This window comes from Streptacidiphilus anmyonensis (assembly GCF_000787855.1).
Taxonomy (GTDB): domain Bacteria; phylum Actinomycetota; class Actinomycetes; order Streptomycetales; family Streptomycetaceae; genus Streptacidiphilus; species Streptacidiphilus anmyonensis.
Window position 1 is genome coordinate 568,912 of sequence record NZ_BBPQ01000001.1, and the last position, 17,686, is coordinate 586,597.

General features: G+C 70.4%; 17 protein-coding genes. 11 read left to right on the plus strand and 6 right to left on the minus strand.

What is annotated here, in order from left to right; all coding sequences use genetic code 11:
• Positions 1 to 196 precede the first annotated feature (196 nt).
• The 7 genes from TR50_RS02555 to pstB all read left to right on the plus strand — a co-directional run bounded on the left by TR50_RS02555 (position 197) and on the right by pstB (position 8,569).
• Positions 197 to 2,419 (plus strand): RNA degradosome polyphosphate kinase, encoded by a 2,223-nt coding sequence (locus tag TR50_RS02555; RefSeq protein ID WP_042413094.1) that lies wholly within the window; start codon positions 197 to 199, stop codon positions 2,417 to 2,419.
• A 69-nt stretch (positions 2,420 to 2,488) separates the two neighbouring features.
• The gene (locus TR50_RS02560) at positions 2,489 to 3,541 is read left to right on the plus strand and encodes a CHAD domain-containing protein (protein WP_042413096.1); all 1,053 of its coding nucleotides are present in this window, start codon (positions 2,489 to 2,491) and stop codon (positions 3,539 to 3,541) included.
• 56 nt (positions 3,542 to 3,597) lie between these two features.
• Positions 3,598 to 3,996: an NUDIX hydrolase gene (locus TR50_RS02565; protein WP_042413380.1), complete on the plus strand. Its 399-nt coding sequence runs from the start codon at positions 3,598 to 3,600 to the stop codon at positions 3,994 to 3,996.
• Between the two features lie 263 nt (positions 3,997 to 4,259).
• Positions 4,260 to 5,417, plus strand: a complete 1,158-nt coding sequence (gene pstS / locus TR50_RS02570) for a phosphate ABC transporter substrate-binding protein PstS (RefSeq protein ID WP_042413098.1) — start codon at positions 4,260 to 4,262, stop codon at positions 5,415 to 5,417.
• 192 nt (positions 5,418 to 5,609) lie between these two features.
• Entirely contained in the window at positions 5,610 to 6,671 is a 1,062-nt protein-coding gene (gene pstC, locus TR50_RS02575) for a phosphate ABC transporter permease subunit PstC (RefSeq protein ID WP_084699653.1), read from the plus strand.
• Positions 6,671 to 7,735, plus strand: a complete 1,065-nt coding sequence (gene pstA, locus TR50_RS02580; protein WP_042413100.1) for a phosphate ABC transporter permease PstA — start codon at positions 6,671 to 6,673, stop codon at positions 7,733 to 7,735. Before pstC ends, pstA begins: the two co-directional genes overlap by 1 nt.
• 57 nt (positions 7,736 to 7,792) lie before the next feature.
• Entirely contained in the window at positions 7,793 to 8,569 is a 777-nt protein-coding gene (pstB, locus tag TR50_RS02585) for a phosphate ABC transporter ATP-binding protein PstB (RefSeq protein WP_042413102.1), read from the plus strand.
• A gap of 267 nt (positions 8,570 to 8,836) precedes the next feature.
• On the opposite strand, the gene TR50_RS02590 is transcribed toward pstB, so the two are convergent.
• A complete protein-coding gene (locus tag TR50_RS02590) occupies positions 8,837 to 9,832 on the minus strand; it encodes an inorganic phosphate transporter (RefSeq protein ID WP_042413103.1) in 996 nt (331 codons plus the stop codon).
• Positions 9,833 to 9,839: 7 nt separating this feature from the next.
• Positions 9,840 to 10,460 carry a DUF47 domain-containing protein gene (locus tag TR50_RS02595; protein ID WP_042413104.1) on the minus strand — a complete coding sequence of 207 codons (621 nt, stop codon included), beginning with the start codon at positions 10,458 to 10,460 and terminating at the stop codon, positions 9,840 to 9,842.
• Between the two features lie 207 nt (positions 10,461 to 10,667).
• Here TR50_RS02595 and TR50_RS02600 point away from each other — a divergent pair, with 207 nt between their 5' ends.
• The gene (locus tag TR50_RS02600; protein WP_042413105.1) at positions 10,668 to 11,021 is read left to right on the plus strand and encodes a metal-sensitive transcriptional regulator; all 354 of its coding nucleotides are present in this window, start codon (positions 10,668 to 10,670) and stop codon (positions 11,019 to 11,021) included.
• Positions 11,022 to 11,070: 49 nt separating this feature from the next.
• Here TR50_RS02600 and TR50_RS02605 read toward each other — a convergent pair whose 3' ends face one another.
• Together TR50_RS02605 and TR50_RS02610 are read right to left on the minus strand one after the other, a co-directional pair.
• On the minus strand, positions 11,071 to 11,265 hold the full coding sequence (locus TR50_RS02605; protein WP_042413106.1) for a hypothetical protein: 195 nt from the start codon (positions 11,263 to 11,265) through the stop codon (positions 11,071 to 11,073).
• Positions 11,266 to 11,399: 134 nt separating this feature from the next.
• Entirely contained in the window at positions 11,400 to 12,284 is an 885-nt protein-coding gene (locus TR50_RS02610) for an SCO4651 family lipoprotein (RefSeq protein ID WP_052440595.1), read from the minus strand.
• Between the two features lie 124 nt (positions 12,285 to 12,408).
• On the opposite strand from TR50_RS02610, the gene TR50_RS02615 reads away from it, so the two are divergent.
• Together TR50_RS02615 and TR50_RS02620 are read left to right on the plus strand one after the other, a co-directional pair.
• Positions 12,409 to 12,600 (plus strand): hypothetical protein, encoded by a 192-nt coding sequence (locus TR50_RS02615; RefSeq protein ID WP_152648208.1) that lies wholly within the window; start codon positions 12,409 to 12,411, stop codon positions 12,598 to 12,600.
• A 187-nt stretch (positions 12,601 to 12,787) separates the two neighbouring features.
• A complete protein-coding gene (locus tag TR50_RS02620; protein WP_042413108.1) occupies positions 12,788 to 14,389 on the plus strand; it encodes an FAD-binding oxidoreductase in 1,602 nt (533 codons plus the stop codon).
• A gap of 383 nt (positions 14,390 to 14,772) precedes the next feature.
• Here the strand turns inward: TR50_RS02620 and TR50_RS02625 are convergent, their stop codons facing one another.
• Positions 14,773 to 15,504 carry a phosphatase PAP2 family protein gene (locus tag TR50_RS02625; RefSeq protein WP_236654206.1) on the minus strand — a complete coding sequence of 244 codons (732 nt, stop codon included), beginning with the start codon at positions 15,502 to 15,504 and terminating at the stop codon, positions 14,773 to 14,775.
• A 197-nt stretch (positions 15,505 to 15,701) separates the two neighbouring features.
• Positions 15,702 to 16,739: a C40 family peptidase gene (locus tag TR50_RS02630; RefSeq protein WP_042413111.1), complete on the minus strand. Its 1,038-nt coding sequence runs from the start codon at positions 16,737 to 16,739 to the stop codon at positions 15,702 to 15,704.
• 355 nt (positions 16,740 to 17,094) lie between these two features.
• On the opposite strand from TR50_RS02630, the gene TR50_RS02635 reads away from it, so the two are divergent.
• Positions 17,095 to 17,403 (plus strand): DUF8827 family protein, encoded by a 309-nt coding sequence (locus TR50_RS02635; RefSeq protein ID WP_042373303.1) that lies wholly within the window; start codon positions 17,095 to 17,097, stop codon positions 17,401 to 17,403.
• The last annotated feature ends 283 nt before the right edge of the window (positions 17,404 to 17,686 follow it).

The window sequence follows — 17,686 nt, forward strand, 5'->3', positions numbered from 1 at the left end:
GCCCTCGAGGGGCCGCGCGTCGGTCCCTGCGGTGCCGAAAGGCCTGCAGACGAAGCACAGGCGACCGCCTCAGCTTTCCTGCAGGCCACGCTGTATTTACCTTGAGTTCAAATGCCGTTGCAAAGATCACGAAATGCGATCCGTCCCGTCACCGCGGCGGCGGGCGGATGACGCCGCGCAGGAGGAGCCACAGACCATGACAGCCCAGCCTGCCCCGTCACCCTTCCCCGCCAAGTCGGGCCTGTCCGCTCCGGCGGCCGGCCCCGGTTCCGGTACCGTCCTCGTGCCCGAGGACACCACCCTGCCCGACGGCTTCGACGCCGAGACGCTGCCCGAGAACCGCTTCCTGGACCGCGAGCGCAGCTGGCTCGCGTTCAACGAGCGCGTACTCGAGCTCGCCGAGGACCCGGAGACCCCGCTGCTGGAGCGGGCCAAGTTCCTGGCGATCTTCGCCAGCAACCTGGACGAGTTCTTCATGGTCCGCGTCGCCGGCCTCAAGCGCCGTATCGCGACCGGCGTCGCCCAGCGCAGCGCCAGCGGTCTGCAGCCGCGTGAGGTGCTCGACCTCATATGGACACGCTCCCGCGAGCTGATGGCCCGGCACGCCGCCTGCTTCCACCAGGACGTGCTGCCCGAGCTGTCGGCCGAGGGCATCGAGCTGGTGCGCTGGGGCGAACTGAGCGACAAGGAGCAGGCGCGTCTGCTCGCGCTGTTCCGGCAGCAGATCTTCCCCGTGCTGACGCCGCTGGCCGTCGACCCGGCGCACCCGTTCCCGTACATCTCCGGGCTCTCGCTGAACCTGGCCGTCGTCGTGCGCAACCCCGTCAGCGGGCACAAGCACTTCGCCCGGGTGAAGGTGCCGCAGTCGCTGTCGCGGTTCCTGGAGGCCTCGCCCAACCGGTACGTCCCGCTCGAGGACGTCATGGGCGCGCACCTGGAGTACCTGTTCCCGGGCATGGAGGTGCTCGCCCACCATGCCTTCCGGGTCACCCGCAACGAGGACCTGGAGGTCGAGGAGGACGACGCCGAGAACATCCTCAAGGCGCTCGAGAAGGAGCTGATGCGGCGCCGCTTCGGCCCGCCGGTGCGCCTGGAGGTCGAGGAGTCGATCGACCCATACGTGCTGGACCTGCTGGTCCGCGAGCTGAACATCTCCGCGGCCGAGGTGTACCCGCTGCCCGGCCCGCTCGACCTGACCGGCCTGTTCGCCATCGCGGGCGCCGACCGGCCGGAGCTGAAGTACCGGCCGTTCGTGGCCGGGACCGCGCGGGGCCTCACGGATGTGGAGTCGGCCTCGCAGCCGGACATCTTCGCCGCCGTCCGCGAGCGGGACGTGCTGCTGCACCACCCGTACGACTCGTTCTCCACCTCGGTGCAGGCCTTCCTGGAGCAGGCCGCCGCCGACCCGCAGGTGCTGGCGATCAAGCAGACGCTCTACCGCACCTCCGGCGACTCGCCGATCGTGGACGCGCTGATCGACGCCGCCGAGTCGGGCAAGCAGGTGCTGGTCCTGGTCGAGATCAAGGCGCGCTTCGACGAGCAGGCCAACATCAAGTGGGCCCGCAAGCTGGAGGAGGCGGGCTGCCACGTCGTCTACGGCCTGATCGGCCTGAAGACGCACAGCAAGCTCTCCCTCGTGGTCCGCCAGGAGGGCGACACGCTGCGCCGCTACGCGCACGTCGGCACCGGCAATTACCACCCGAAGACCGCGCGCCTCTACGAGGACCTCGGCGTGCTGACCGCCGACCCGCAGGTCGGCGCGGACCTGTCCGACCTGTTCAACCGGCTCTCCGGGTACTCGCGCCGCGAGTCCTACCGCCGCCTGCTGGTCGCGCCGCGCTCGCTGCGCAACGGCCTGGTCAAGCGGATCCACGACGAGATCGCGCACCACCGGGCCGGCCGGCCGGCGCGGATCCAGTTCAAGGTCAACTCGATCGTGGACGAGGCGATCATCGACGCCCTCTATCGGGCCTCGATCGCGGGCGTGCCGGTGGACGTGTGGGTGCGCGGCATCTGCGCGATCCGGGCGGGCGTGCCGGGGCTGAGCGAGAACATCCGGGTCCGTTCGATCCTCGGGCGCTTCCTGGAGCACTCGCGGATCTTCCTGTTCGAGAACGGCGGGGACCCGGAGGTCTGGATCGGCAGCGCGGACATGATGCACCGCAACCTCGACCGCCGGATCGAGGCGCTGCTGCGGGTCACCGACCCGGGCCACCGGGCCGAACTGCAGGGGCTGCTCGCACTCGGCATGGCCGACGACACCTCGTCGTGGCACCTGGGCCCGGACGGGGTCTGGACGCGGCACGCGCACGACGCCGACGGGCGGCCGCTGCGCAACGTCCAGGAACTGCTCATCGACTCTCGCCGCCGCTCCCGGCGCGGCGAGGACAGCTGGGGCACACATGCGGGCGCCAGCTGACTCCACTCCCACCTCCTTACCCACGCCCAGGCAAGAGACCGGGCCGAGCAAGCAACGGGGACTGACCGAATGACGACCGAGAACGAGACGCCCCTCGCCGGGGCCTCCTCGGCCGAGAGCCTGCTGGCCGCGAACCTGGCCGAGCAGGCCGGGCGCTTCCTGCGGGCCTTGCCCGACGTCGACCTGGGGACGCTGCGCCGGGTCGACGGGGCGCTGCACGGGTTCGGCGCCCTGCTGGATCCCATATGGGCCGAGACCATGCGCGGCGACCTGGCCGCGCTCGTGGTCACACTGGGCCAGGAGGGCGGCTACACCCGGCGTCTGGCCCGGCTGCTGGCCGCCGTCGACTCGCTGACCTGCACCGACGCAGCCGTGCCGACGCCGCGTACCGCCGCCGATCCGGTCCGCCCCCCGGACGCGACCGTCGGCGGCCTGCTGGCCCACCACCCCGGCGCACCAAAGGCGCGGGCGATGCTGGAGCGTCAGCTGACCCTGGCCCGGTCCCGCAGCCACACCGCGGCCCTCCAGGAGCTGGGCTCGTCCCGGTTCCACTCGCTCGCGGACCGGATGACGCTGCTCGTCTCCGACCTGCCGCTGCGCGACCCGAGCGCCGCCAACCCGCCCGAGCAGCTGCTGGGGCACCTCGCCCGGATGGGCGAAGCACTGGAGCTGGCCGTCTCCCGGCTGCCCCTGTCGCGCGCCGGGCTGCCGTACAACGGCGACGCGCTGCACCGCGTGCCCGTCCCCGCCGCGGAGTCCCCGGCGATGGCCGCGCACGAGGACGCGGCCTGGACCCGGGCCGGCGCGGCCGTGCGCTACGTCCGGTACGCGCTGGAGGTGTGCCGTCCGCTGCTCGGCGAGCGCACCGAGCAGCCGCTCGCGGGGCTCGCGGAGCTGGCCGGACATCTGGAACACCAGCAGGAGGCCGCCGACGCGGCCGAGGCGGCGGCGCTCGCGGCGCGCACGCCGAGAATCACTCCGGCGACGGCATACGTGCTCGGAGTGGTGCATGCTGATCAACGTCTGGAGGTGGAGGCCGCGCGTCACGCCTTCAGCGTGTCCTGGCCCGCATTCCACAGCTCCGGATGGCTCACCGACCCATGGCTCGCCCGATCGACCTGACCGGCCACCCCCAGAAGAAATCGAAGACGACCCACGAGGATCGGGCACCGCGCAGCATGGAGTTGATCAAGGCCGCGGGCGTCGTCCTGTGGCGCGAGAAGGCCCGTGGCCTCGAACTGGCCCTGGTGCACCGGCCCAAGTACGACGACTGGAGCTTCCCCAAGGGCAAGCTGGAGCCGGGCGAGAAGCACCGCGAGGCGGCCCTGCGCGAGGCCCGTGAGGAGACCGGGATGACGGTGCTGCTGGGCCGTCGTCTGCCGACCCAGCACTACCTCTTCCGAGACCGGATCAAGCGGGTGCGCTACTGGTCGGCCACCGTGCTGACGGGCGGCTTCGTCGCCAACCGCGAGGTCGACGCGCTGCGCTGGCTGCCGGTCGCGCAGGCGCGGGCCCAGCTGAGCTACGCGCACGACCGGGACCTGGTCGACGCGCTGCTGGAGCAGCTCGGGCGATGAGCCTGCACACTGGTGTGACGGGTGCTACGCGCGTCCCGGTTGTGCCCTGACCGTGCTCTGGCCGTGCCGAAACCGTTACTACCGGTCTGCGTATCCCGGTGTCCGACACAGGTTCACTTTCCGTTCATTTGCGCAGGCCGAACGCTTCACTTCGCGTGCCTAACTTCAAAGTCATCCGGAGGCCGACCGGCCCTCCTGCTGTCAGTGATGTACCGCTGCCCACGCTCCTCCCCGCGGCAGTGGACCCATGAAAGGGACACCAAGTGAAGCTCCAGCGCAACGGCCGCACCAAGGCCCTCGCCATCGGCGCCCTTGCGGTCGTCAGCTCGCTGACGCTCGCTGCGTGCGGCTCCGACAACAACAGCAACTCCTCCGCCAGCAGCAGCCCGGCCGCCGGCGGTTCCTCCGCTGCGGCGAGCAGCATCGCGTGCTCCGGCGCCTCCGGCCAGCTGCTCGGCGCCGGTTCGACCGCGCAGGCCAACGCCGTGACCCAGTGGGTCAAGGACTTCCAGGCCGCCTGCTCCGGCGTGACGGTCAACTACCAGGCCACCGGCTCGGGCGCGGGCATCACCTCCTTCCAGTCCGGCAAGGTCGCCTTCGCGGGCTCCGACGCCGCCATGAAGCCGGCCGACGTCGCCAAGACCGAGGGCACCGCCTGCAAGAGCGGCGGCAAGGGCATCAACATCCCGATGATCGGTGGCCCCATCGCCATCGGTTACAACCTGCCCGGTGTCTCCAACCTGGTGCTCGACGCCCCCACCCTGGCCCAGATCTTCACCGGCAAGATCGCCAAGTGGGACGACGCGGCCATCAAGAAGCTGAACCCGACCGCGACCCTGCCGAGCCTGCCGATCCAGACGTTCCACCGTTCGGACGGCTCCGGCACCACCGCCAACTTCACCGCCTACCTGGCGGCCGCCGCCCCGACCGACTACACCCTGCAGCCGAACAAGCTGTGGGCGGCCAAGGGTGGCCAGGCGGCCAACGGCTCCGCCGGTCTCGCGGCCCAGGTCAAGCAGGTCCAGGGCTCGATCTCCTACTTCGAGCTCTCCTACGCGACCCAGCAGAACATCACCACCGCGCAGATCGCCACCGGCGCCTCCGCCCCGGTCGCCGTCTCCACCGACGCCGCCTCCAAGGCCATCGCGGACGCCAAGGTCACCGGCACCGCCCCCGACCTGACGCTGGACCTGACCTCGGCGTACACCACCAAGGCCGACGGCGCGTACCCGATCGACCTGGTGACCTACGAGATCGCCTGCGACAAGGGCAACGCCCCGGCCACCCTGCCGACGCTGAAGGCCTTCCTGAACTACATCTCCAGCACCCAGGGCCAGACCTCGGTCGCCAGCCTCGGCTACTTCCCGCTGCCGGCGAGCCTGCAGGCCCAGGTCAAGACCACGATCAACGGCCTGTCCTAAGGTCCCGCGGCTCGTCCGCGAGCCTTCTTGAGACCTGAGGTTGCGGGGGCCGGCGTCCGACGCCGGCCCCCGCGCCACTGGGACAGATCCTTCGCAATGAACCGTCATCGAGCCTCGAACGCTCCCTCACGTCCGGTGCACCGCCGCCAGGCGCGAACCCAGCAGGGTCCGCGCCACCAGACCGGAGATCTCATGGAAACCCCACGCGACACAAGCGCTCCCCCGAGCGACCCGCAGCCCTCGAAGGGCTCCCAGTCCGCAGCCCCCAACCTCGCCGGCTCCTCGCCGCAGCGGGGCGGTTCGTCGTTGTCCGACAGCGGCAGGACGGGCCGCCGCGGTGACGCGATCTTCAAGTTCGCGTCCAGCGGCAGCGGCGTCGCGCTGCTGGTGATCATGGCCGCCATCGCGGCCTTCCTCACCGTCCGCGCCGTCAGCGCGATCAGCGCCGACCACGGCAACTTCCTCACCACGTCCGACTGGCAGACCCAGGCCGACCCGATCACCTTCGGCATCGCGGCCATCGCGCTCGGCACGCTCATCAGCGCCGTCGTCGCCATGGTGATCGCCGTGCCGGTCGCGCTCGGCATCGCGCTGTTCATCTCGCACTACGCGCCGCGCCGCATCGCCCAGGCCCTCGGCTACGTCGTCGACCTGCTGGCCGCGGTCCCCTCGATCGTCTTCGGTCTGTGGGGCGCGCTCTTCCTCGTGCCGCACATGATCGGCGTCAACGCCTGGCTGAACCAGTACTTCGGCTGGACGTACATCTTCCACCAGAACGAGCCCGGCACTCAGCCGCGCAGCCTGTTCACCGTCGGCATCGTGCTGGCGATCATGATCCTGCCGATCATCACCGCGGTCTCCCGCGAGATCTTCCTCCAGGTGCCCCGCGCCCACGAGGAGGCCGCGCTCGCGCTCGGCGCGACCCGCTGGGAGATGATCCGCACCGCCGTGATCCCCTTCGGCCGCTCCGGCATCATCTCCGCGTCGATGCTCGGCCTCGGCCGCGCGCTCGGCGAGACGATGGCCGTGGCGACGGTGCTCTCGCCGTCCTACGTGATCAACCTGCACATCCTGGACCCGGCAGGCTCGACCATCGCCCAGACCATCGCCAACCAGTTCGGCGAGTCCCAGGGCACCGGTCGTGACGCGCTCATCGCCGCCGGTCTGGTGCTGTTCGTGATCACCCTGCTCGTCAACGGCGCCGCCCGCCTGATCATCGCCCGTCGCAAGGAATACTCGGGAGCTGACGCCTGATGAGCAGCCTCGCCACCACGTCCCAGCTGAGCTCCTCCCTGACGGAGCGCCGCCTGCCGCGCTGGATGCCGGCCGTCAACCTGGCCCTGGCCGTGCTGTTGGCCGTCGCCATCGGCGCCGGGTTCAACCTCAGCAGCAAGCCCCAGTGGCTGCTGATCGCCGCGATCCTCTACGTGGTCATCCAGTACGTCACCTCGGCCGTCGTCGAGGGGCGCCGCCACGCCAAGAACTACGTCGCCACCAGCCTCGTCTGGGTCGCCTTCCTGCTGGCCCTGCTGCCGCTGATCTCCGTGCTGTGGATGACCATCAGCAAGGGCATCGGCGTCATCAACGCCAACTTCCTGACGCACTCCATGAACGGGGTCGCGATCAACCAGGAGGGCGGCGGCCTCTACCACGCCCTGATCGGCACCCTGGAGCAGGTCGCCATCGCGTCCCTGCTCGCCGCGCCGATCGGCATCCTGACCGCCGTCTACCTGGTCGAGTACGGCCGGGGCAACAAGCTCTCCAAGGCGGTCAGCTTCTTCGTCGATGTCATGACCGGTGTCCCGTCCATCGTGGCGGGCCTGTTCATCCTGTCCTTCTGGATCATCATCCTCAACATGCCGTTCACCGGCTTCGCAGGCGCGCTGGCGCTGGCGATCCTGATGCTGCCGGTGGTCGTGCGCTCCACCGAGGAGATGCTCAAGCTCGTCCCGAACGAGCTGCGTGAGGCCTCCCTGGCCCTCGGCGTGCCGAAGTGGCTCACCATCACCCGCGTCGTGCTGCCGACCGCCCTCGGCGGAATCGTCACCGGCGTGATGCTGGCCGTCGCCCGCATCGTCGGTGAGACCGCACCGATCCTGATGCTGGTCTTCGGCGCCGACACGATCAACATGGACCCCTTCAACAACCCGCAGTCCTCGCTCCCGCTCTTCGTGTGGACCGAGTACTCGAGGGGCACCGACCAGTCCCAGGCCCGTGCCTGGGGTGGTGCCCTGGTCCTGATCGCGGTGGTCATGATCCTCAACCTGGTCGCCCGCGGCATCGCCCGCTGGAAGGCCCCCAAGGGCGCCACGCGCTGACGTGCGCTTCCCGGCAACCCGGCATCCAGAAGACTTGTAGAAAGCGATAGACACATCATGGCCAAGCGCATCGACGTCAGCGGACTGAACGCGTACTACAGCAATTTCCGGGCCGTGGAGGACATCTCCATGACCATCGAGCCGCGCACGGTGACGGCCTTCATCGGCCCGTCCGGCTGCGGCAAGTCCACCTTCCTGCGGACCCTGAACCGCATGCACGAGGTGATCCCCGGCGCCCGCGTCGAGGGCAAGGTCATGCTCGACGACGAGAACCTCTACGGCGCGAACATCGACCCGGTGGCCGTGCGCCGCACCGTCGGCATGGTCTTCCAGCGGCCCAACCCGTTCCCGACGATGTCCATCAAGGAGAACGTCGCCGCCGGCCTCAAGCTGAACGGCGTCCGCAACAAGAAGGTCGTCGACGAGGCCGTCGAGCGCTCGCTGCGCGGCGCGAACCTGTGGAACGAGGTCAAGGACCGCCTGGACAAGCCCGGTGCGGGCCTCTCCGGCGGTCAGCAGCAGCGCCTGTGCATCGCCCGCGCCATCGCGGTCGAGCCGCGGGTCCTGCTGATGGACGAGCCCTGCTCGGCGCTGGACCCGATCTCCACCCTCGCCATCGAGGACCTGATCGGCCAGCTCAAGGAGCAGTTCACGATCGTCATCGTGACGCACAACATGCAGCAGGCCGCGCGCGTCAGCGACCGGACGGCGTTCTTCAACCTGGCGGGCGTCGGCCAGCCGGGCCGCCTGATCGAGATCGACTCGACGGAGAAGATCTTCTCCAACCCGTCGGTCCAGGCCACCGAGGACTACATCTCCGGCCGCTTCGGCTGACGGTTCGCCGCCCGAGAACTCCTCCGCGGCGCTACTAGGCGGTGCCGCCGCGGAGGTCAACCACGAAGGGCCCGACTCCCCCAGGGGAGTCGGGCCCTTCGCGTTGCACTGCGGCCTGCGGTTGCACCCTCAGGGGCGCGAGGAACTGCGCGAGAAGCCACCCACCCGCGTGGAGCCCCGAGCGAGCACGGCCATCCGCACGCGGTGGTTGCTCGCGCCCCGCGGCGGAGCCTCTGTTCAGCAGAGCCCGGTGCCCCCTGAGGGGCCCTAGCCGACGATCGCCCAGCTGATCCAGTAGACGAGCGCGGCGACCACGCCCGCCGCGGGGAGCGTGATGAACCAGCCGAGGACGATGTCCTTGGCGACGCCCCACCGCACCGCGCGGACCCGCTTCGTCGCGCCCACGCCCATGATCGCGGAGGTCATGACGTGGGTCGTGGAGACCGGCACCTTGTAGGCGTAGGACGTCACGTACAGGACCAGCGCCGAGACGGACTCGGCCGCGAAGCCCTGCGGCGGGTCCAGCTCGATGATCCTGCGGCCCAGCGTCCGCATGATGCGCCAGCCGCCGGCCCAGGTGCCCAGCGCCATGACGAGGGCGGTGGAGATCTTGACCCAGGTCGGGATGTTCGACCCGGAGTAGTGGCCGGAGATGGTCAGCGCCATCACCACGACACCCATGGTCTTCTGCGTGTCCTGCAGGCCGTGGCCGAGCGCCATGGCCGCCGCGGAGACGGTCTGCGCCATCCGGAAGCCGCGCTTGGCGCGGTGCGGGTTGGCGTGGCGGAAGATCCACAGGACGCCGAGCATCACCAGGAAGCCCAGGGCCAGGCCGGCGACCGGCGAGGTCAGCATCGGGATGATGACCTTGTCCAGCAGGCCCGACCAGAAGACGGTCGTCCCGCTCGCCAACGCCGCGCCCACCATGCCGCCGAACAGCGCGTGCGTGGAGGAGGAGGGAAGGCCGAAGTACCAGGTGATCAGGTTCCACACGATCGCGCCGAGCAGCGCGGACCACAGGACGACCAGGCCGTTGCTGCCGGTCGGGGTGGCGATGATGCCCTTGCTCACGGTCTGCGCGACGCCCTCGCCGAGGAACGCGCCGAGCAGGTTCATCACGGCCGCCATCATCAGGGCGGCCTTGGGGGTCAGCGCCCGCGTCGAGACCGAGGTCGCGATGGCGTTGGCCGAGTCGTGGAAGCCGTTGGTGTAGGCGAAGCCGAAGGCGACAGCGATGACCAGGACCAGTCCGAAGATGTCCACGTGAGGCTCAGGACTCCTTGACGGCGATGGTCTCCACCGTGTTCGCCACATGTTCGAACGCGTCGGCGGCCTCTTCGAGGACGTCGACGATCTGCTTGAGCTTCAGCACCTCGATGGCCTCGTACTGGCCGCTGAACAGGTGCGCGAGCAGCTTGCGGTGGATCTGGTCGGCCTGGTTCTCCAGCCGGTTGATCTCGATCCAGTACTCGGTGAGGTTGTCCATCGTCCGCAGGTTCGGCATCGCCGCCGCGGTCAGGTCCGCGGCCCGGGCCAGCACCTCGATCTGCTGCTCGACGCCCTTCGGCAGGGTCTCCACCTCGTAGAGGACCGTCAGGTCGACGGCCTCCTCCATGAAGTCCATGATGTCGTCGAGCGAGGAGGCCAGTGCGTAGATGTCCTCCCGGTCGAACGGGGTGATGAAGGACGAGTTCAACTGGTGGAAGATCGCGTGGGTCGACTCGTCGCCCGCGTGCTCGGCAGCGCGCATCCGGTCCGCGATCTCCGCCCGCCCCGCGACGTCCGCGCCGAGCAGTTCCAGCAGGAGCTTGGAGCCAGTGACGAGGTTGTTCGCCGAGGCGGCGAACAAGTCATAGAAGCTCGTCTCCCGAGGGGTCAGACGAATGCGCACAAAAGTCTCCGAAGTACAGGGGCGGACGTAGCGATGCTAGGCGCTGCGTCCGCGCTTTGCGCACACCGGGGTGTTACCGCTGACACGGAGCAACGGAAATCATCCTTGCGTACGCACTGGCACAGCGGTCACCCTGAAGTGCCCACCGCACCGATATTCGATATCCACCCGTGACCGGATCGAGCCCGTGCCACCTACCATGGGGGCATGGACGCCGTGGAAGCCCTGGCCGCCGAAGAGACGCAGCACGTCGAGACGACGCACTCGGCCCACAGCGGACCTCACGGCTACAGCGCACGCAAGGACGACCACGTCAAGCGGCTGCGCCGGATCGAGGGCCAGGTCCGCGGCCTGCAGCGGATGGTCGAGAACGACACCTACTGCATCGACATCCTCACCCAGGTGTCCGCCAGCACCAAGGCACTCCAGTCCTTCGCGCTCAGCCTGCTGGAGGAGCACCTGCGGCACTGCGTCGCCGACGCCATGGAGAAGGGCGGGGCGGAGGCGGAGGAGAAAGTCGCCGAGGCCACCGCCGCGATTTCCCGACTGCTGCGCTCCTGATCACATTCCCGTGGTCTTTCCCGCTCCGCGTTCACGCGGGGGCACGTGATCACTGACCCGGGCGCGGATCCTCGCCGCTGACCCGCTGCTGCGGGACCCGGGGCATCTTCGGGTCCCGCTCCACGCGGAGGATGGTGTCGATCCGCTCCTCGGTGAGCCGCTCGCCGGGGGTCGCGGCGGCCGCGATGATGAGATCGCTGTACATCTCGATCTCGGCCAGGGCGACCAGGTCGTCCGCAGCCACGCGTGCCACCTCCTCACCGCCGACGGGCAGTCAACTCCTTACAGAGTAGGCACCCCGTGCCGGGCGTGCATGGCACGTCTGGGCCATTTTGCACGCGACGGCCTCGCCCTTTCCGCGGGCGGGACGGCACTGCGCTACTTGCTGCTGGCCGCTGCGCTCGGCCCGACCACGTCCGCGTCGGAGGGCAGCGCGACCTGCACCGGCGTACCGAAGCCGGAGAACTCGCTGGTGGAGGTCACCACGACCTGGTCCTTGGCCGCCGTCGAACCGGGGACGTTGGAGAAGGTGAAAACCTCGACGATCTTGTTGATACGGCCGTGCTCGTCGAGCCAGACGTCGTAGGGCACCTTCTTGACCGTGAAGGTGTGCGAGGCGAGCGCCAGCCCGGCACTGGAGGGGCCGCCGGTGGCCGTGGCCGCCCGGGCGAGGTCCAGCGTGCCCTTGTAGTGCTTGAGGACCACCCCGTTCACCGTGGCCGAATCCACCAGCACGGCCGTCTGCGCGCCGCGCAGCGCGTCGGCGGCGCTGGCCGGATCGGTGGCGCCGCTGCTGACCAGGTTGCCGTCGCCCAGCTGCTGCACCTGGAGCTTGACCCACTTGCCCGCGGGCACCTTGGCGCCGGGGTTCTGCAGGTAGACCACCCCCGGGCCGACGATCTCCGTCAGCTTGCCCGCCGGGGTGGCGCTGCCGGCCGGGACGTTGATCTCCAGCCGGCCGAGGTGGCTGGTGTAGTCGTAGACGCCGGTGCCGTGCAGCGTCATCTGCTTCCTGGCCGCGACGGTGTGCAGGATGGTGGCGTCCTGGATCGAGCCGTTGTGCCCGGTGATGTCGGCCGCGGCACGGACCGCCGAGAGCGGGTCGGCCGCCAGGTGGTCGTCCGCCGGGTTCACCTTGACGGTCTGGGCGTCGTTGCTCGCGCCCGTCTGCCCGGACGAGGAGCAGGCGGCCAGGCCGAGCAGAGCGGCGACCGAGGTCGCGGCGGCTGCGGCGTGGAAGGCGCGGCGGTACGGGCGAGACATACAAGTCCTCCTGGGCACGGCGTGCGCGGCGTGGCGTGCGCGCAGTGCCCAACGAGCCTCCCCCCAGGGGGTTACGGCCGTCCGGCCCAACGAATGTCTGAGCTGTCCGGGTTACCGTTGAATCGTGACCCACGACGCGGCTCAGGCGATCCCCCACCAGCGGGGCGAGGGGATGACGGAGCACATCACGTCCGTGACGGAGAGGGGCGCGTTCGCCGTGGCAAGCTGCAGTTGCGGCTGGCACGCCCCGGCCCGCCGCTCCCGGGAACGCGCCCGCCGCGACGCGGACGACCACCACGCCGAGAGCGCGCCGTAGCCCGTCCCGGGCCCGGCCGGAGCTTCTCCGGCCTCTTTCCGTGCTCGGCCGAAGCTTCTCCGGCCTCCTTCCGGGCTCGCCCTCACCCTGCTCCGGCCGGTCGTCTTGTCGGAAGATCTGCAACCCTCCCGGGGGAATGCACGTCTACTCCCGCGTAACCATCACTCGGGGCGGTAGAAGGATCAGCATGGGCGACCAGGGAACCACGCGTCGGAACCTGCTGCGCGCGGGCGGCGCCCTCGCCGCGGGCGTAGGCATGGCCGCCTGCGGCGCGAAGACCGGACCGGCCGCGGCCGCCACCGCCTCCGGCCAGGTCAGCGACGGCGTCACCACGACCGCGCGGGCCGTCGCCAGCGGCGCGCCCGACTGGACGGGGCTCGCCCACCAACTGTCGGGTCGACTGATCCGCCCCGGCCAGGCCGACTTCGGCGAGGCCGTCGAGCTCTTCCAGCCGCGCTTCGACAGCGTGCGCCCGGCCGCCGTCGCCTACGTCAAGAGCGCGAAGGACGTCGCCGCCTGCCTCGCCTTCGCGCGCAGCTCCGGCGTGCCGATCGTGCCCCGCAACGGCGGACACAGCTACGCCGGCTGGTCCACCGTCAGCAACGGCCTGGTCGTCGACGTGGGCGCGCTCGACACCGTCGGCGCGAGCGGCGGCACCGCGAGCATCGGCGCGGGCGCGCGGCTGATCGACGTCTACACCCGCCTCGCCGCGTCCGGGCGGACGATCCCCGCGGGCTCGTGCCCGAGCGTCGGCGTCAGCGGCCTGACGCTCGGCGGCGGCGTCGGCGTCACCGGCCGAGCCAACGGCCTGACCTGCGACAACCTCATCGGCGCGGAGATCGTCACCCCGGACGGCCAGATCCGCGAGGTCAGCGCCCAGAAGGACGCCGACCTGTTCTGGGCCCTGCGCGGCGCGGGCGGCGGCAACTTCGGCGTCGTCACCCGCCTCGACTTCCGCACCCACCCGGCCGACGACTGCGCCTACGGCTTCCTGTCCTGGCCGTGGTCACGCGCACGGCAGGCCATCGAGGCCTGGCAGCAGTGGGCGCCGAGCGCGCCGGACAACCTGTGGGCCAACCTGCACCTAACCACCTCCTGGGACGGCAACCTGCGCGTCCAGTCGACGGTCAACCTGCTCGGCGGCTCGCGCACCGAGCTCGCCAACCTGATCGACCGCCTCACCGAGCGACCGACGGGCGTCTCCCTGCACAGCGCCTCGTACCTGGCGACCATGCAGGTCATGGGCGGCGTCACGGGCGAGTCCGCGGCCCAGGCCCACGTGCCCGGCGTGCTGCCCGGCCACAGCCCCGCGGGCCGTGTGGTCCGCTCCTCCTACGGCGCGCGCTCGGACTTCTTCACCCAACCCCTCACGGGTGCGGGCGCGGCCGCGGTCGTCGCCGCGGTGGCCCGCTACCGCAGCTACGCCCCCAAGGGCGGCGACGCGGCCGTCGCCTTCGACGCCCTGGGCGGCGCGATCAACCGCGTCGGCGCGCGGGACACCGCGTTCGTCCACCGCAACGCGCTCTTCCTCGCCCAGTACACCGCGGACTACCCCGCGGGCGTCACGGGCGGCACGGCGGCCTCCCACAGCTGGTCCTGGATCAACAACGCCTGGAACACGATGCGGCCGTACGCGAGCGGCGAGGCGTACCAGAACTACATCGACCCGCAGCTGCACGGCTGGGAGCAGGCCTACTACGGCGCGAACGCCACCCGCCTGCGCCAGGTCAAGCGCACCTACGACCCCCACGGCCTCTTCCGCTTCCCGCAGGGCATCCCCCTGAGCTGAGACCCACCGCCACCGGACGCACCGGCAGCGCCGCTGCGCGACGGACGGCGGGCCGCCCCCGCCGGAAACCGCCTCGCGGCAGCCCGGAGGCGCCAGCCCCGGTCGGCGGTTGCGGCCGACCACGGCCCCGGCCGTCAGCCCCGGTCCGGCCACCCGGCCGGTAGGACCCCGGCCTGCGTTCGGGCGGAGCCGAGGAGCTCCGTGCGCCGACCGGCGGTCAGCGGCGGCCCCACCGTGGGGAACCGCCTCGCGGCAGCCGGAAAGCGCCGACCCCGGTCGGCAGCCGACTCACGGCCACGGCCCCGGCCCCGGCGGTCGACCCGGGGGAGCCGCTGCGAAGCCGCGAGCCAGGGACGCGGCGTGCCCGCGCCGGGGCGGGGGGCCTACGCCGCCAGGTGGTGGGGCGGCTCCTCCGTCGTGCCCGACGGCTGGGGCTCCGACGTCGCGGCGCGCCCGCGTGAGGTCGTGGACGCCAGGACGAGCGGCCGGAGGCCGGTGCGGGTCAGGGCGTGGGTGAACGGCGTCAGGACGGCCATCGCCACCGGCGCGAGCAGCAGCACCGTCGCCGTGCCCAGCGCGTAGCCGCCGAGGACGTCGGAGGGGTAGTGAACGCCCATGAAGACCCGCAGGAAGCCCTCGACGAACGCCAGGCCGATGCCGATCCGGCCGAGCCGCCGGTCGACCAGCATCACTCCGACCGCCAGCGCCATGGTGAACGTCGCGTGGTCGCTGACGAAGGACCCGTTGGCCTGATGGCTCATCAGCAGGTCCAGCCGACCCGGGTGGGAGACGAACGGCCTGGGGCGCTGGACCATCGCCCGGACCGGCACGTTCAGCAGCAGGGCCAGGCCGGACGCGAGACCGGCCCACAGCAGGCCCGCGACGGCGACCGGCGCGGCCGTGCCGCGGCGGGCCCTCGCCCAGGCGAAGAGCAGCAACAGGACCGAGGCGAGCGGGACCCCGTACTCCCCCATGAAGGCCAGTGCGGTGTCCACGGCGTGCGGGAGGCTCTTCGCCAGGCCGTTGACCACCGACACCAACGACCAGTCGAGGCTTCCACCGCCGTCCGCCAGCAGCGCGACCACCCCGCACACCTCCGCACATTCCTCAGCCAAGAGCCGTAGAGCAACCCCCGTTGCGTCGTTGCACCAAGGTCAAGTGTGCTCGCCTGACAGCGGGCACAACGGAACGAATGCCCCAAAGCGTTCCGATCACCCAGGAAGTTATCGGAATGTTGCCCTTCGCTCACGGGTTCAGCACAACCGACACACCGCGTCCGCCAACACGGCGTCAACACGGCGTCAACGCGGCGTCATGGTCCGTTCGCGATAGTGCCGTTGGCCTGAACCGGCGGCAGCGCCGCGGCGCCGTCGGTGGTGACCCGGGTGGCGCCGAAGTAGTCACCCTCGGAGTCGATCGAGTCGTAGCGGATCACCGCACCCGTGTGCGGGGCGTTGATCATGTAGCCGCCGCCGACGTAGATGCCGACGTGGTGGATCTGCGACGGGTCGTGCGGGTCGTGCGAGAAGAAGACGAGGTCGCCGGGCTGGAGTTGGTCCCGGCTCGGGTGCGGACCGGCGTACCACTGGTCGGCGGCGACGCGTGGCAGCTTGATCCCCACGCTGGCGTACGCGGCCTGGGTCAGGCCGCTGCAGTCGAAGCGGTAGCCCTGCGAGGCCAGCCCCTCACCGCCCCACAGGTAGGGCGTGCCGAGCTTGCTCTGCGCGAAGTAGATCGCGCCCGCCGCCTGGGAGGAGAACGCGACGGTCGTCGCGGCCGTGAAGGACAGTGCCAGCTTCTTGATGTTCTGGACGTAGTGCTGCGTCTCCGCTATGGCCGGAACGCCGCCCGCGCTGATCACCGCGTAGGGGCCGGCGTTGTACGCGGCCAGCATGTTCGAGGTGCGGTCGCCCGGCACGCTCGCGGTGTCCTTGGCCAGCTGGCAGTCGTAGGAGGCGGCGGAGGGGATCGCGTCGGCCGGGTCCCACACGCTGGGCGTGTGGGTGTGGGTGGGGTCGATCCCGTAGATCCTCCAGGTGGCCGGCATGAACTGCGCTATCCCCTGCGCGCCGACCGGGCTGACCGCGCCGGGGGAGAAGCCGCTCTCCTGGTAGAGCTGGGCCGCGAGCAGAGGCGGCGTCAGTTCCGGGCACAGGTTGCCCCACTGCTGGATCAGGCTCGTGTAGGCGGTCGGAACCGTCCCGGGCGCGAGCGTGGTCGCCCCTTGGGCCGCCGCCTGGTTGATGTTCCCGGCCGTGATCATCACGGCCATCACGAACGACCCGAAGAGCCCGACCAGCCCGACCGCGACCCCGCCGCCGAGCAGCGCGGCACTGCGCCGAACCGCCATCGGGGCCTCCTCCCGGCCGTGCGGGGCCCGTGCCGGGCCCGTGCGGGGCCCACGCGGGGCCACGGGTCACGTGGTGTCATCCGCCAGTGTCCGCGCCAGCGTTGCCGCTGACAATCACCGGTGATACAGACAGTAAGCGGTAGGGTCGATCGAGCGACGTCAGGACGTGATCGGACCCCTGCACGAGTCGATCAGCGCGAGTCGAACGGCCCCATCGTGGCAGTTGTGACGAGAGCCTCGTCAGGGAACCTTCAAGAAGTGGCCAAGTCGACATCGGATCTGGCCAAGAATAGGGCTGGGCCCTTCGCCACGGCCGGGTGCTGGGCTTTGAATGATGATCAGGTGGGTGGTTGTTGTGTATCTCAGTGCTGGCAAGGGTGACATCAACACCATCATCGGTGGCATCGCGCCCAACTGGGGCCCGTTCGCCAATCTGGGCAACCAGGCCCGGACGATGGTGGAGGTCGTGATGGCGGTGGCCATCCTCGGCTGTCTGGCGATCGCGATCTGGGGCGCGGCCAAGCAGCGGATCGGTGCGACGGCGCTGCGGGACACGTTCAGCGCGGAACAGGGCAAAGGGCTGATCATCGCGGGACTGACCGGCGTGTTCATCATCGGTTCGCTGGGAACGCTCTTCACCATTGTCTATGGGATGGCGATCTGATTAACGATCTGATCCGCCGTTCCGCATCCGGTTCCCACTGCCTACGCGTCCACTTCGCGTGGACTAGCCCGAAATGACTAGTCCGGTTCGGTGAATCCCCGCCCACGGGCCACCGTCCGGGTGACAGAGTTGACGCACGCCCCTCCGGGGGCGCGCGCCCGCTTGCCCGCCTGCCCGCCCACCCTCGTCCCAAGGGGGCTGCCGTGTCCGTCTCCGACGACCAGCCGCACACGCGGACCCGCCTCCCGGCGGGCGAGCAGCCGCACTGGGGCCGCAAACCCCC

What these genes read in the sequence shown, in the direction of transcription:
- TR50_RS02560 (WP_042413096.1), top strand. Translation starts at nt 2,489, where the DNA reads ATGACGACCGAGAACGAGACGCCCCTCGCCGGGGCCTCCTCGGCCGAG.
- pstC (WP_084699653.1), top strand. Translation starts at nt 5,610, where the DNA reads ATGGAAACCCCACGCGACACAAGCGCTCCCCCGAGCGACCCGCAGCCC.
- TR50_RS02630 (WP_042413111.1), bottom strand. Translation starts at nt 16,739, where the DNA reads ATGGCGGTTCGGCGCAGTGCCGCGCTGCTCGGCGGCGGGGTCGCGGTC.
- TR50_RS02565 (WP_042413380.1), top strand. Translation starts at nt 3,598, where the DNA reads ATGGAGTTGATCAAGGCCGCGGGCGTCGTCCTGTGGCGCGAGAAGGCC.
- pstA (WP_042413100.1), top strand. Translation starts at nt 6,671, where the DNA reads ATGAGCAGCCTCGCCACCACGTCCCAGCTGAGCTCCTCCCTGACGGAG.
- TR50_RS02555 (WP_042413094.1), top strand. Translation starts at nt 197, where the DNA reads ATGACAGCCCAGCCTGCCCCGTCACCCTTCCCCGCCAAGTCGGGCCTG.
- pstB (WP_042413102.1), top strand. Translation starts at nt 7,793, where the DNA reads ATGGCCAAGCGCATCGACGTCAGCGGACTGAACGCGTACTACAGCAAT.
- TR50_RS02600 (WP_042413105.1), top strand. Translation starts at nt 10,668, where the DNA reads ATGGACGCCGTGGAAGCCCTGGCCGCCGAAGAGACGCAGCACGTCGAG.
- TR50_RS02620 (WP_042413108.1), top strand. Translation starts at nt 12,788, where the DNA reads ATGGGCGACCAGGGAACCACGCGTCGGAACCTGCTGCGCGCGGGCGGC.
- TR50_RS02610 (WP_052440595.1), bottom strand. Translation starts at nt 12,284, where the DNA reads ATGTCTCGCCCGTACCGCCGCGCCTTCCACGCCGCAGCCGCCGCGACC.